The sequence below is a fragment of the Streptomyces sp. NPDC043861 genome (genome assembly GCF_056435905.1).
In genome coordinates this window covers 39,059-52,408 of sequence record NZ_JBWKDP010000021.1, presented here as the reverse complement: position 1 = coordinate 52,408, position 13,350 = coordinate 39,059, and the positions used below count along the sequence as shown (strand labels likewise).

Annotated in this window: 12 protein-coding genes; 8 read left to right on the top strand and 4 right to left on the bottom strand. The window is 67.9% G+C overall.

The window, feature by feature from the left end; translation table 11 throughout:
- The first annotated feature begins 86 nt into the window (after positions 1-86).
- The 4 genes from msrA to AC068D_RS34150 all read left to right on the top strand — a co-directional run bounded on the left by msrA (position 87) and on the right by AC068D_RS34150 (position 3,431).
- Positions 87-800: a peptide-methionine (S)-S-oxide reductase MsrA gene (msrA, locus tag AC068D_RS34165; RefSeq protein ID WP_478827023.1), complete on the top strand. Its 714-nt coding sequence runs from the start codon at positions 87-89 to the stop codon at positions 798-800.
- A 63-nt stretch (positions 801-863) separates the two neighbouring features.
- A complete protein-coding gene (locus tag AC068D_RS34160; RefSeq protein ID WP_478827022.1) occupies positions 864-1,967 on the top strand; it encodes a serine hydrolase domain-containing protein in 1,104 nt (367 codons plus the stop codon).
- A gap of 76 nt (positions 1,968-2,043) precedes the next feature.
- Positions 2,044-2,640 carry a DUF3885 domain-containing protein gene (locus AC068D_RS34155; protein WP_478827021.1) on the top strand — a complete coding sequence of 199 codons (597 nt, stop codon included), beginning with the start codon at positions 2,044-2,046 and terminating at the stop codon, positions 2,638-2,640.
- Between the two features lie 197 nt (positions 2,641-2,837).
- The gene (locus AC068D_RS34150) at positions 2,838-3,431 is read left to right on the top strand and encodes a DUF4291 domain-containing protein (RefSeq protein WP_478827020.1); all 594 of its coding nucleotides are present in this window, start codon (positions 2,838-2,840) and stop codon (positions 3,429-3,431) included.
- A gap of 195 nt (positions 3,432-3,626) precedes the next feature.
- On the opposite strand, the gene AC068D_RS34145 is transcribed toward AC068D_RS34150, so the two are convergent.
- Positions 3,627-4,379 (bottom strand): GbsR/MarR family transcriptional regulator, encoded by a 753-nt coding sequence (locus tag AC068D_RS34145; RefSeq protein WP_478827019.1) that lies wholly within the window; start codon positions 4,377-4,379, stop codon positions 3,627-3,629.
- 221 nt (positions 4,380-4,600) lie between these two features.
- Here AC068D_RS34145 and AC068D_RS34140 point away from each other — a divergent pair, with 221 nt between their 5' ends.
- Genes AC068D_RS34140 through AC068D_RS34130 form a run of 3 tightly spaced genes read left to right on the top strand, consistent with a single transcriptional unit; the run spans position 4,601 to position 7,032 of the window.
- Positions 4,601-5,272: a DUF4097 family beta strand repeat-containing protein gene (locus tag AC068D_RS34140; protein ID WP_478827018.1), complete on the top strand. Its 672-nt coding sequence runs from the start codon at positions 4,601-4,603 to the stop codon at positions 5,270-5,272.
- Between the two features lie 12 nt (positions 5,273-5,284).
- Positions 5,285-6,247, top strand: a complete 963-nt coding sequence (locus tag AC068D_RS34135; protein ID WP_478827017.1) for an ATP-binding cassette domain-containing protein — start codon at positions 5,285-5,287, stop codon at positions 6,245-6,247.
- Positions 6,244-7,032, top strand: coding sequence for an ABC transporter permease (locus tag AC068D_RS34130; RefSeq protein ID WP_478827016.1), 789 nt, complete (start codon positions 6,244-6,246; stop codon positions 7,030-7,032). The genes AC068D_RS34135 and AC068D_RS34130 overlap by 4 nt, the downstream gene beginning before the upstream one ends.
- Positions 7,033-7,398: 366 nt before the next feature.
- On the opposite strand, the gene AC068D_RS34125 is transcribed toward AC068D_RS34130, so the two are convergent.
- The 3 genes from AC068D_RS34125 to AC068D_RS34115 all read right to left on the bottom strand — a co-directional run bounded on the left by AC068D_RS34125 (position 7,399) and on the right by AC068D_RS34115 (position 12,473).
- Complete coding sequence (locus AC068D_RS34125) at positions 7,399-9,459, bottom strand: restriction endonuclease (protein WP_478827015.1); 2,061 nt, start codon at positions 9,457-9,459, stop codon at positions 7,399-7,401.
- A 269-nt stretch (positions 9,460-9,728) separates the two neighbouring features.
- Positions 9,729-11,231, bottom strand: a complete 1,503-nt coding sequence (locus AC068D_RS34120) for a hypothetical protein (RefSeq protein ID WP_478827014.1) — start codon at positions 11,229-11,231, stop codon at positions 9,729-9,731.
- 408 nt (positions 11,232-11,639) lie between these two features.
- A complete protein-coding gene (locus AC068D_RS34115; protein ID WP_478827013.1) occupies positions 11,640-12,473 on the bottom strand; it encodes a hypothetical protein in 834 nt (277 codons plus the stop codon).
- Positions 12,474-12,819: 346 nt separating this feature from the next.
- Here AC068D_RS34115 and AC068D_RS34110 point away from each other — a divergent pair, with 346 nt between their 5' ends.
- Entirely contained in the window at positions 12,820-13,251 is a 432-nt protein-coding gene (locus AC068D_RS34110) for a DUF5959 family protein (RefSeq protein WP_478827012.1), read from the top strand.
- The last annotated feature ends 99 nt before the right edge of the window (positions 13,252-13,350 follow it).

Below are 13,350 nucleotides of genomic sequence, written 5' to 3'. Positions count from 1 at the left end.
CGACCAGGGCGGTCCGGCCCTCCCAGGAATGCTGTGCGGGGTCCGTGCGTTCCTGTGTACGGACCCGAAAGACCGAGGAGCCCAGCATGTTCCTGTCCCGCCGCGTGCCCGAGCTGCCCACCCGCGAGCAGGCGCTCCGTGGCCGCGAAACCCCCGCCTTCGACGTCCCGGCCCGCCACACGGTCCTGGGCAATCCGCTCCTCGGCCCCTACCCGGCCGGCCTCGAGGTCGCGGACTTCGCCCTGGGCTGTTTCTGGGGGGCGGAGCGCAAGTTCTGGCAGACCCCGGGCGTCTGGACGACGCTGGTCGGCTACCAGGGCGGCTACACCGAGAACCCGACGTACGAGGAGGCGTGCTCCGGCCTGACGGGGCACACGGAGGCGGTGCGCGTCGTCTTCGACCCGTCGGTCGTCTCGTACGCACAGCTCCTGAAGCTCTTCTGGGAGTCCCACAACCCGACCCAGGGCTTCCGCCAGGGCAATGACGTCGGCACCCAGTACCGCTCGGCGATCTACACCCACTCCCCGGCCCAGGCGGCGGCCGCGGACTCGTCCCGCGACGCCTACCAGAAGGTCCTGACGGGCTCCGGTTACGGCACCATCACCACGGAGATCCTCCCGGCCGAGGGCCGGACGTTCTACGCCGCGGAGGGGTATCACCAGCAGTACCTCGACAAGAACCCGGCGGGGTACTGCGGGATCGGCGGGACGGGCGTCGAACTGAGTACCCCGTTCGAGACGAACTGGGGAGCGTCCTGCCCGACCGGCATCGCCCCTGCGCCGGAAGCCACTGAGGGGTAATCGCCCCTGGCGGGCCGGGAATTCAGTTGCCCCGCGTCACTCCGAGCTGGCTAGATTCTCCGCATGGCGGACATTCACGGCTCATACGATGATCTGTTCACTGCCGTGCCCGGCGCGCTGGCGGCATTGCTGGACGAGGGAGACGTCGGTGGCTCGGTGGCCGTCTTCGTGGACGGCCGGCCGGTGGTGGACGTCTGGGGCGGATTCACCGACGCCGACCGTACGATCCCGTGGCAGCGCGACACGATCGTCAACGTCTGGTCCGTCACCAAGACGATGACCGCCCTGTGCGCGCTGGTTCTCGCCGACCGTGGCGAACTCGATCTGGCCGCGCCGGTCGCCCGGTACTGGCCGGAGTTCGCCGCAGCGGGCAAAGAGAAGGTGCTGGTACGCCACCTGCTCGCGCACACAGCCGGCCTGCCCGACTGGGACGGGCCGGTGGCCGAGCTGTACGACTGGACGTCCGCCACGGCACGACTGGCAGCGCAGGCTCCGCAATGGGAGCCGGGCAGCGAGGCCGGATACCACTCGCTCACTCAGGGATTCCTCGTGGGCGAGGTCGTACGCCGCATCACCGGCCGGACCGTGGGCGCGTTCTTCGCCGACGAGGTTGCCGACCCGCTGGGCGCGGACTTCCACATCGGCCTGCCCGCCGAGCACGACCACCGGGTGGCGCTCACGATCCCGCCGCACTCCCGGGACGACAGCTACGCCGCGAGTGCCCCCGCCGCCGACTCGACCCCCGCCGGGACCCCGATACGGGTCCACGACGGGAACAGCGTGGCCTGGCGCCGTGCGCAAATCCCTGCGGCGAACGGGCTCGGCAACGCCCGCTCGGTCGCCCTCGTCCAGTCCGTGATGGCCTGCGGAGGATCGGTGAGGGGGGCGCGGCTGCTGTCGCAGGCGGGTTGTGACCGTGCCCGGGAGGAGCAGTTCCAGGGCGATGACCGCGTCCTGGGCATGCCGATGCGCTGGGGTCTGGGCTACGGACTCTTCGGCAACACCTACGGGTGGGGCGGTTGGGGCGGCTCACTGGTCATGATCGATCCTGACGCCCGTATGGCAGTTGCGTACGTGACACATCAGATGCGCGAACCGGCGGACGACAATCGGGGACTGCAGATCGTCACGGCCGCGTACGACGGGCTCACGGGTCTGCGTGCCTGATCCCACGGGTCACATGGCAGCACAGGCTCGCCGGGACGGGGGTTTCCTGCCCCGTGGGGGTCGCGAAGGCCGACGGGTGACCGCCGAGGCCGCACCTTCACCGCTTGCAGCGCTGTGGCGGGCCCGACGGCCGTCGGGCCCGCCCATCGCCCACACGTTCCGTACGACGTACGCGGACCGTTGGGTGCGCTTCCACAGCCTCCCCGGCTCGAAGCGCTACCCGGAATCCGCGGACGAGTACACGATCGTTCTGGACCGGTACCACACGATTCTCGACGGACTGTTCGCGGGCACGGACGTGTTCGTCGTGACGATGGACTGGTCGAGCACACCGACCGGGCCCGCTGGCTGGCCGTCACCACGACGAGAGCTGCACCCCGACGGCATGCACTGGTGGACCGAGTCGGAGACGGACGACGCTGACCCCGAGTTCCACACCCACACGCGTCTCTACGCCGACCGTCGACCATGGCAACACGGCTGCGTCGACGAGCTGTTGCGCGCCGTGGCGGACGAGGCGGTCGTCGAGGTGTTCATCACCGACACGGAACTCCGCCGCATCCACCATCCCTACGATGGCGGCGCAGACGTCATCCTCACCACGCCCGCCGAGCGGGACGAGCTGCGCGGCCGGCATGCCGACTGGCTCTCCAGCCACCCGGCCGGCCTCTGAGGGACCGTCCACCGGCGTTGCCTCACCCATCGAGGCCTGAACCCAGCAGTGCCCGCGCAAGAACCCGGCGGGGTACTGCGGGATCGGCGGGACGGGCGTCAGGCTGAGTACCCGGTTGCGGCAGGTGCTCTCCGTCACGCTGAACGGCAGGCGATAATCAGTGGCCGTCCGAACCGGCCGGCGCCACGCTGTACGCCATGGAAGAACCGCAACGCAGGATCCGTGCGGCCTACGCGGAGTCCACGATCACCGTCTACCAGGCGTACTCCCCGGAGATCGGCCGGCCCGCCGTCCGGGAGGGCCGTTTCCCCGCCGCGTGGAAGCGGGACAGGATGACATGGATCAAGCCGTCGTTCCTGTGGATGATGTACCGCTGCGGCTGGGGCGCGAAAGCGGGGCAGGAGACCGTCCTCGCCGTTGAGATCAGCCGTGACGGCTTCGAGTGGGCGCTGCGCCACGCGTGCCTGTCCAGCTACGTCCGTGGGGTGCACCACGACCGGGCCACCTGGCAGCGCGAGTTGAAGCGTGCGCCCGCTCGCGTGCAGTGGGACCCCGAGCGGGACCTGCACCTGCAGGCCCGGCCGTACCGGTCCCTGCAACTCGGCCTCTCCGGTGAGGCCGTACGACGCTACGCGGACGAATGGACAGTCTCCATCCGCGACGTGACCCCACTCGCCCACGAGATCCACGCCCTCGTCCGCGGTGGTGACCTGGACTCCGCTGCCCGACTGCTGCCCAAGGAACGCCCCTACCCCCTCGGGGACGAACTCCTCGCCCACCTACGGGGATGACGGGCCGCCTCGCTCAACAGCCGGCTGCGGCCGAGGGGTCACATGGCAGCGAACGCTCGGCGGGACGGGGCGGCTTCGTCCGTGCCCGTGACCATCGGGACGGGGCGGGACGAGGCGGGACGAGGCGGGACGAGGCGGGACGAGGCGGGACGGGGCGGCTTCGTCCGTGCCCGTGACCATCGGGACGGCTGCCCATCAGCGATCTGCAGCTTGCTCGTCAGTGCCGCCTGAGGTCGTTTCGGCTTTTGTGTAGAGAACGTCGCGGGCCTGCTCCGCGGCGCGGACGATGCTCTCGGTGACGAAGTCGAGGAAGCGGGCGATGTTCTCGAGGCGGGCGGCGGCCGGGGTGCCGGAGCCGAGGACACCGACGCCCTGCCGTGCGATGTCGACGACCCGGGCGGTGGACCGGGCGCTGGCCATCATCGACTGGTACCAGACGTCGTCGTCGACGATGTAGCGCTCGCGGCGGCGTTCGTCGCGTTCCCGGCGGACCAGGTCCTGGCTCTCGAGGAACGCGATCGCCTTGGAGATGGACGCCGGGCTGACCTGGAGGCGTTGGACGAGTTCGGACGCGGTGAGGCTGCCCGCGTCGCTGATGCAGAGGCAGGCCAGCACCCGGGCCATCATCTTGGGCACGCCCGATTGCATGAGCACGGTGGTGAACGTCTCCTCGTACTCGCGCACGGCCTCGGCGTCGCGCCCGTGGGGCTGCGCGGGTGTCTTTGAGTCCTGGGACGCGGTCTGCCTGCTGCGGTGGGCGCGGCGTTCGGTGGCGCGGTGGGCGAGGTCGGCCCGGTAGGCGGTGGGGCCGCCGTTGCGCATGACCTCGCGCGTGATGGTCGAGGTCGGGCGGTCGAGGCGTCTGGCGATCTCCGCGTAGGCGAGGCCGTCGGCCAGCCCCAGCGCGATCTGCTGGCGTTCCTGCTGGGTGAGCCTGCCTCCCGGCATAGCGGCCTCCTTCATGGTCCGTGGTGTCTCCAGTATAGCGTTCACTTCCAATCCATTGCAACGAACAGAGCCAGAACTGTTGCATTAAATTCCAAACTATTGCAACGATTTAATGGCCTTGACCTGCATTGATGCAGATCACGTGCAACGACTCCGTTGCCGAATCCTTGAACGCAACGTAGCGTTTGCGTCGTCGGAAACAACGACCCAAGGAGAGCACGATGCAGAAGTTCGCCACTCCCACCCCGGTCTCGGCCGTCCTCGACATCCCCGCGGGACGCATCCGGCTCATCGCCGCCGACCGGGCCGACACCACGGTCGAGATCCTGCCCGCGGACGCCTCGAGGAGCCGCGACGTGAAGGCGGCGGAGCAGACCACGGTCGAATACGGCGACGGAATCCTGCGGGTCGAGACCGCACCGGCGAAGAACCGGCTCGTCGGCAACACCGGATCCATCGAAGTGACGGTCCAGCTGCCCGCCGGCTCCCGCATCGAGGCGAAGGCGGCCAGCGCCGAGTTCCGGGGCGTCGGACGGCTCGGCGACGTCGCCTTCGAGGGCGCACAGGGCGCGGTCAAGCTCGACGAGACCGCGGGCGCCCGCCTCAGCCTCCTCGCCGGCGACGTCTCGGTCGGCCGCCTGGGCGGCCCCGCGGAGATCAGCACCCAGAAGGGCGACATCCACATCGCCGAGGCCGTGCGCGGCACGGTCACGCTGCGCACCGAGTCCGGCGACGTGTCGGTCGGCGCCGCCCGCGGAGTCTCCGCCTCCCTGGACGCCGGCACCGCCTACGGCCGGATCCACAACGCACTCAAGAACACCGACGGCAGCGCCGCCGGCCTGAACATCCACGCGACCACCGCCTACGGCGACGTCACCGCCCGCAGCCTCTGAAGGAGCACCCTCATGACCAACCTGGCCATCGCGGCGAACGGGCTGCGCAAGTCCTACGGCGACAAGACCGTCCTCGACGGCGTCGACCTGGCCGTCCCGGAAGGAACGATCTTCTCCCTGCTCGGCCCGAACGGCGCCGGAAAGACCACCGCCGTCAAGATCCTCTCCAGCCTCATCTCTCCCGACCCCGCCAGTGGCCAGATCCGCGTCGGCGGCCACGACCTCGCCACCGACCCGCAGGCCGTGCGCGCCGCGATCGGCGTCACCGGCCAGTTCTCCGCCGTCGACGGCCTGATCACCGGTGAGGAGAACATGCTCCTCATGGCGGACCTGCACCACCTCTCCAAGCGCGAGGGACGGCAGGTCGCCGCCGAGCTGCTCGAGCGCTTCGACCTCACCGACGCCGCGAAGAAGCCCGCCTCCACCTATTCCGGCGGCATGAAGCGCCGCCTCGACATTGCCATGACCCTGGTCGGCAACCCGCGGATCATCTTCCTCGACGAGCCGACCACCGGCCTCGACCCGCGCTCCCGGCACAACATGTGGCAGATCATCCGCGAGCTCGTCTCCGACGGCGTCACCGTCTTCCTCACCACCCAGTACCTGGAGGAGGCCGACGAGCTCGCCGACCGCATCGCCGTGCTCAACGACGGCAAGATCGCCGCCCAGGGCACCGCCGAGGAACTCAAGAAGCTCATCCCAGGCGGACACGTCCGGCTCCGCTTCACCGACCCGGCCGCCTACCGGTCCGCCGCCCTCGCGCTGCGCGAGGTGACCCGGGACGACGAGGCGCTGTCGCTGCAGATCCCCAGCGACGGCAGCCAGCGCGAACTGCGCTCCATCCTCGACTGGCTGGACTCGGCCGGCATCGAGGCCGACGAGCTGACCGTGCACACCCCCGACCTCGACGATGTCTTCTTCGCCCTGACCGGCGGCGCCGGCATCCCCAACCAGTCCAAGGAGGCCGTCCGATGAGCTCCCTCTCCCTCGCCGTGCGCGACTCGTCCACGATGCTGCGCCGCAACCTGCTCCACGCCCGGCGCTATCCGTCCCTCACCCTGAACCTGCTGCTGACGCCCGTCATGCTGCTGCTGCTCTTCGTATACATCTTCGGCGACGCGATGAGCGCGGGCCTCGGCCGCGGCGCCGACCGCTCCGACTACATCGCCTACATCGTCCCGGGCATCCTGCTGATGACCATCGGCGGAACCGTGGTCGGCACCGCGGTCTCCGTCTCCAACGACATGACCGAGGGCATCATCGCCCGCTTCCGCACCATGGCGATCCACCGCGGTTCGGTGCTCGTCGGGCACGTCGTCGGCAGTGTGCTGCAGTCGATCATGAGCGTGATCCTCGTGGGCGCCGTCGCCGTGGCCATCGGCTTCCGTTCCACGGATGCCACCGTCCTGGAGTGGCTGGCGGCGTTCGGGCTGCTCGTGCTCTTCGCCACGGCGGTCACCTGGATCGCGGTCGGCATGGGACTGATCAGCCCCAACGCCGAGGCCGCCAGTAACAACGCGCTGCCGATGATCCTCTTGCCACTCCTGTCCAGCGCCTTCGTCCCCCTGCACACCATGCCGGGCTGGTTCCAGCCGATCGCCGAGTACCAGCCCTTCACGCCCGCCATCGAGACCCTGCGCGGACTCCTCCTCGGCACAGAGATCGGCAACAACGGATGGCTCGCCATCGCCTGGTGCGTCGGCCTCGCGGTGCTCGGCTACTTCTGGTCGACCTCGAAGTTCAACCACGACCCGAAGTAGCCACCATGACAACGCGGGCCACCTCCCGCAACTCGTCCCACCCAGGGCGGCGTACACCGACACCCCGTCGGCTTACGCCGCCCGCTCGCGTGCACGACATCGTCCCGGCCGCTGATCCGCGCGGTGCTCGGCAGGCCGGAGACACCGTGGAGTCCGCACGGCTCCGGCGGTCACGTGGGCGACTTCCCACGCGCCGTGGCCGCCCACACTGCGACCCCGTCGTGCAGCGGCAGTTTGACGAGCAGCGCGATCAGCCAGGGCTCCAGTTGCGTGGGGCACCCTTGTTCCCTAGCGAGAAGACCCGACGGGCGTACGACCAGGTCTACACCCTCACAGGACTGGATGTGATGCCCGGACTCAGCCGATCTACTCCACCTCGATGCCGTAATCCTGGACTAGTTGCTCCAGGCCGCCCGTGTATCCCTTGCCGCCGAGGACGAAGTCCCAGTCCCCATTGGACCTTCGGCGGAATGAGCCGAGAACCAATGCCGTCTCGCGCGGCCGACCGTCGGAGACCTCAAGCCGCCCCTGCTCGGCCATGCCCGGATCGAGTAGCCGGATGCATGCGTCGGTGAAGCCCGAGAGATCGGCATCCGGGTTAACCTCCGGATCGACAGCGGCCACGAGTACGAACCGATCGGCATCCGCTGGCAGGCCTTCGAAGGAGACGCAGATCGCGGCCTTGTCCGGCGCAACGGCAGGAAGAGCACGTACTGAGCCGTCCGGTGTCTGAGGGTTGTTGAAGAAGACGAAGTGATCGTCGCTGAGGACGCGGCTGCCCCGGCAGACAAGAGCACACACGTCCAAGGCGACGCTTCCCGTCCAGGACATGCCCAGGACGTTGTAGTCGTCGGGCAGACGAGTGTCGGGCCCTGACGGTGTCGGCCGGGCAGCAGCCGGACGGTCGCCCTCGCCCAGTCGCCCACGTAGCCCATGGCGGTGCAGCAGGTCGACGAGCTCGGTGCCCGATATCAGTTCCAGCGGCTTGCCGTTGGCGAAGGTGTGTGAGCCTGGGCCGAACCCTGAGGTGGTCACGAGGACGCCCTTGTTGGCGCCGGTGTCCTGGACAGTCCCGTACAAGTCGCGCACGGCGGTGGGAGGCACTGTGTTGCGGTAGCGCTTTACTTGGACGACGATCTTGCCGCCTCGAATCGGTGTCGGGTCGAGGGCGTCGACGTCCACACCACCATCGTTCGAACGTTGAGTCGTCACCGCTTGCATTCCCATGGCTCGGAAGAGATCGGCGACGAGGCTCTCGAATGCGACCGGATCCATGACGTACAGATCTGGTTCCTGATCGCTGCCGTGGGCGACGACGCGGTTCCCGACATCTTCCGGCCGCCGGCTCGGCCGTACTGACGTGAGTTGGTCCGGCCTGGCTGAGAGCTGCCCTCGCAGGGCGTCAGCCAGGCAACTTTCGGCGTTCACCTGTGCTAGGTGCAGGTCACGGAACGAAGAGCGCGCGGCCATGACAGTGGCAAGAAACATTCGGTCGGGTCGGCCCGTCGTAGGATCGTGTCCATCGACGAAGCCGTTCAAGGCCACCGACTCAAGCGCACCCAGCTCATCTGCGGCATAGAGCTCGTGCAGTACAAGCAGCATGCACTGTGCGAGGACCTCCCTGTACAAGGCTCGACGCTGGCTTACAGGCCGGGGAGTCTCCTTGTCCTGATCGGCTCCGGACATGTATCGAACAGACTTGACCTCGGGCACAATGCTGTAGGCGGGCAGCTCCCAATCCAGCACCAACTGCCGGGCTGCCGGGTCGTAGGCCGCCGCAACCTGACGCGGGAAACCTTCAGGCCAAGCCGCTGAGGCGTAAAGGGCGGCGGAGAAGTATTCGACCACATAATCGGGGTCCTGGCGCCTCACGCCTTCGGTTACCGCATCGACGCCGGCGTTGTGCGCACGCACATCAGCCAACTGAGTGTCCGCCCACTGCTGGTACTCCCGCTGGTACGAAGCAAGTTGCTGCAGTCGATTCGCCTCGGCGGCCTGGGCCGCGTGCCAGTCCCGCTCGAAGCGTGCCCGTGCATCGGCCTGTGCCTGGGCCCGGCGACTCGCAGTCCAGCCGCTCTGCGTCTGGTACTGATTGAGATCCGGCATGGGCACGGGCTGTGCCAACGGTCCTGGGGTAAATGGGTGGACCTCCTCACGCCGCATGAGTGAGGACGCCCTGAAAGCCGGGGCCTGGCAACCTGAAGCGAGAAGACCTTGCAATGACGCAACTTGTGCATCCAGTTCCTGCGTGCGACGCAGCGCTTCTGCCTGCCTGTACTCGCGATGGCTCTGGGCGGCCCGCCGCTGGTAGGCCCGCGCTTGCTGAGCCTCTTGTCTCCGCTGTCTGGCCTCGGCCTCTAGCTGGCGCTGCTGCTGTCTTTGCACCTCAGCCCACACGCCGACATATCCAGTAGAGCGACGACTCATGTGCTGCAGGCCCTCCCCAGGACGTTGGCAGCCGAATGGACCTTTGGTTGCCCCCGCAACCAGTTGTAACGAGACGACTCTATCCAGCAATTGCCGTCTCGCATATCCACTCGTCAAAGGCGGTCAGTTCGGATCATTCCTGCAGGTCACCCTGACCGGAGGGTCGCCAATGCTGTACAGGGCGCCAGCGCCTGCCCGCACTCATCCGTACCGACCAACTCCCCCGCAAGGGCCGTCAAGTCCAGCTTCTGGTTCCTGATCCATCCGCGTCAGCGGGGGATGCCTGCCTCGTCCAGGTAGTGATGCATGGCCTCGACGGGAAGGCTCGGGTTGCTGAGGGCGTGGGGGGAGGTCCGCGGATTCGCGCAGCATTGCAGGATGAGATCGACGGGCAGAGCAGGGTGCTCGGCTGCCATGGCGCGTACGCGCTCGTCGGGATCGGCAAGCAACCGGACGACGGCGTCGACGGCCGCTTGCGGATCGAGCCCGACCAGCCATCGCTTCTCCGGATCCGGGTCGTCGGCGAAACGCCGCCCGTTGCCGGCACGTGGGAAGTTCGGGTGACGCAGCAGACCCCCCTTGGTGATGACCTGGCAGTCCAGATAGGTCTGCAACACCACCTCGCCGGCGACGGTCGGCTGGTTCTCGCACAGCAGGAGTCGTACGGCGTAGTCGTCATCCCCGGAGAGCAGTTCGATGGCGTCGGCAGGCAGGTGCCGGCTGCAGGCGGCACTGCGCCGTAGCAATGTGTTGGCCGATCCGGCGCATTGGCGCAGGACGTCAGGATCGGTGCAGCGGAGAACCCATTCGACGGGGTAGAGCCGGTCGGACGACCTGATGGTGACGTCGATGGCGGTACGTTCGGTCTCCGTCAGCTCGGGTCGTACCGACACCGCCAGCCGGACACTGTGCGCATCGTCCTCCGCCAACGTCCGGACGATGTCGATGGGAACATTGGGGTTGGAAGCCAGCTCCCGCCGGTCCTCCTCTTCGCTGCTGGCTGCGAGATGTTCGGCGGTCGCCTTGCTCATGGCCCCGTGTCGGATCACATGATGCCTGTCGTACGGGCCGATTCCTGCGTGGAGAAGAAGGTCGGTGCAGGCCGCGTCATCGCGGCAGGCCTCCATGAGGGCTGCCTGACCTACCTTTTCGTCGGCGTCGTGGAGCAGACGACTGCGGGTGTCCTCGGTCAGCAAGGCCCACTGGCGGCAGGCTGCCTGCCGAAGGTCGGCGTCCTGGTGGTCGGCGAGGCCGGCGACCAGGCTCGAGGCTGTGTGGCGGCAGAAGGCTGCACTTCGACGGACCGCAGATTCCGGATCAGCAAGCAGGCGCTGCTGAACGGCCAGGGGCAGTGGCTCGACGGAGATGCGGAACCCATCGGGTCCGCCGGCCAGATCACGGCGGACGTGCGGATCGGGATCGTCCACGAGCCGGGCGCGTTGTTCCGCCGTCACCGCGGGGTTCCTCGTGAACGCTGCCCGCAGCCTGTGGTCGCGATGCGTGACGATGGCGTCGACCACCTCGTCCGGCAGAGCGCGCCAGGCGATCGTGTCCCAGGCTGCGATGGCTTCCTTGCTCAGCAGCCTGGTCAGCACCTCCACCGGCGCCGCGGGATTCTGCGCGATTGCAGCCATGGTCTCGCGGTGGCCGCAATTTCCGCACATGGTGCCCCTCCCTGTTCGCCAGCGGGCGTCGCGGGCCAGCAGATTGTGTGCACGTCGCGTGTACAGGGTCAACGTCGGGTCAACGTCGGCGATCATGCCCTGCCTCATGACCGGAGAATGAAGCGATCGGCCTCCCGGGACGCCCGGGATCCAAGGCTTGCTGCAGCTTTCGACGGTGCTGCGCCACCGGCGATCGAAGCGGGGTGGAGCCATGCACAGCCGGAGGTGCCCACCGACGACGGGAAGGCGGCCCCGCCCGTTGGTGCCGTAGCAGGCAACGCCCTGCACGAAATGCGTCCGGCACGGACGGCCGGGGCCACTCGTATGACGGTCGCCTGCCTGGGTGCGCTGGGGCATCCCAAGGCGCGCGGGGCTGTACTACGGCGTCGGGTTACGGTGGTTCAGGCGGGACGTGCCGCTCATCAAAACCAAGACCAAGACCACGGGCTGAGGACTGGTCGTTCGGGAAGTCGCTGGTCAGCAACGTTGGCTCGGACGACGACCTGACATGGGCCATCAGTGGTTCGAGCCCCTGTTCTGATGGTGAGAGACCTGTTGCCGTGCCGTGCGCCACTGTGACCGGGTCTGCTCGACCACATTGTCCCACTGCCGGCGGACCTCACGGTCGGAAGGGCGACGGCCCTGACGGATCCGGCCGAGTTCGTCCCGAACTTCTCGTCCCAGTGCCGCCGATGCAACCAGGACGAGCATGGCTGCGAAGAGGGCGGAGACCATGGCGAAGATTGCGCCCACCACTCCGTAGCGTGCGGCGGAGGAGTTGAACAGACGCGGCATGTAGATGGTTGCGCCCACTGAATAGACCGCCGTCAGAACGGCGCCGGTGACGCCGAAGGGAAGCAGGTCCGGCCGGCTGATCCGCTTCGCCGACAGGATCCAGCCGCTCCAGACGAGGAATGCAGCGGTCACCGGTAGCTGACACGCCAAGGCAGCCAGACCCAGCACCTTCCCGCCAAGGAGCGCGGAGAGCAACGCGGTGACCACTGCGTAGCCACCGAGAGTGAGGATCCACCACAAGCCGTTCCGCGTGTTGCGCACACTGAGGGGCTTGAGTTCCCATGTCTGTTCGAAGAGTCGCTGCGCGGCTCGCGCGAAACTCAGCACCGAGATCGTCAGGAACACGACCCCGAAGATGCCCAGGCTCGCACTGGTCCCTTCGGCAGGAGAGAACAGCGAGCTGACTGCCGTGGCGCCCGCTCCGCTGAGGTTGTAGCGCCTGATGATCCGCTCTGCGGCGTCGTAGGGCGCGAAGACAGCGCCGATGAGGATGGAGAGCGGGACCAATGCCGTCAAGGCGCTGGAGGCCAGGGCCATCGAGCGGTCGAAACCCACGATCTTCTGAAACCGGTTGACGACCCGCAGCGCGAAGGCGGGCCGCAGCCAGAACGTCAGGGTTCTGACGAGGCGCTCTCGATTGATCCCCGTCCTCCTGCCCTCGGTGAAGATCTGGACCTCTGTGGGCGACGCGAGCCTAACGGACGGTCGCCGGACCGATGACGGACGACACGAGAAGCAGCACGCAGACCGCACCACTACCCGATGCCTCTTCATCCCGTGGTCCGCTGCACTGCGGGAGATCGGAACACGACGCCACGTGGACGACTGGGCGCTCTCTGGGCCTCGGGCGGTCCGGATCGGCGGCTATTGTTCGGCGACGTACGCGAGCCGGGAGGGCACGGTGACTGTGGGACCGATCGACCTGATCCACCTTGAGGGCGAGGGCAGCAGCGTCATCCTCCGAATCACCGGGACGGAACGTCGGCAGGGCCCGTCCGAGACCGAGGCACTGACTGGAGAAATTCTGGTCGCCACGCCCTTCGTGCGTGGAAGTCTCAGCACCTGGATCCTCCCGGACGAGCTGGGGCAGTGGCAGGAGGCCCTGGACGCACTCGATGCCGGGCAGGACATCGTGTGGCCCGGGAGCACACGCGGGCCCGAGATGTTCATCGAACGTGACGTCGACGAGGACCGGGTTCACGTCACGATCAAGGACGACTCGATGTCCCTGACGACAGTGACGGTGACCCTCCCGCTGGCCGATGCCTGGTTCGACGACGCGTACCGGCGCCTGGATCTGACCTGGAAGACCTGGCTCCCGGAGGGAGCCTGAGGCAGGGGCCGGCATGCCGTGCCGGGAACGGTATGTGCGGTGTGATCGTCTGCTGGTCCAGGTGTGCGCCGAGGGCGCAACGGCCGAACCCGGCGCGCT

Excerpts from the sequence above, each read along its gene's own strand:
- AC068D_RS34145 (WP_478827019.1), bottom strand. The coding sequence starts at position 4,379 with ATGCCGGGAGGCAGGCTCACCCAGCAGGAACGCCAGCAGATCGCGCTG.
- msrA (WP_478827023.1), top strand. The coding sequence starts at position 87 with ATGTTCCTGTCCCGCCGCGTGCCCGAGCTGCCCACCCGCGAGCAGGCG.
- AC068D_RS34150 (WP_478827020.1), top strand. The coding sequence starts at position 2,838 with ATGGAAGAACCGCAACGCAGGATCCGTGCGGCCTACGCGGAGTCCACG.
- AC068D_RS34125 (WP_478827015.1), bottom strand. The coding sequence starts at position 9,459 with ATGAGTCGTCGCTCTACTGGATATGTCGGCGTGTGGGCTGAGGTGCAA.
- AC068D_RS34130 (WP_478827016.1), top strand. The coding sequence starts at position 6,244 with ATGAGCTCCCTCTCCCTCGCCGTGCGCGACTCGTCCACGATGCTGCGC.
- AC068D_RS34160 (WP_478827022.1), top strand. The coding sequence starts at position 864 with ATGGCGGACATTCACGGCTCATACGATGATCTGTTCACTGCCGTGCCC.
- AC068D_RS34140 (WP_478827018.1), top strand. The coding sequence starts at position 4,601 with ATGCAGAAGTTCGCCACTCCCACCCCGGTCTCGGCCGTCCTCGACATC.
- AC068D_RS34135 (WP_478827017.1), top strand. The coding sequence starts at position 5,285 with ATGACCAACCTGGCCATCGCGGCGAACGGGCTGCGCAAGTCCTACGGC.
- AC068D_RS34120 (WP_478827014.1), bottom strand. The coding sequence starts at position 11,231 with ATGAGGCAGGGCATGATCGCCGACGTTGACCCGACGTTGACCCTGTAC.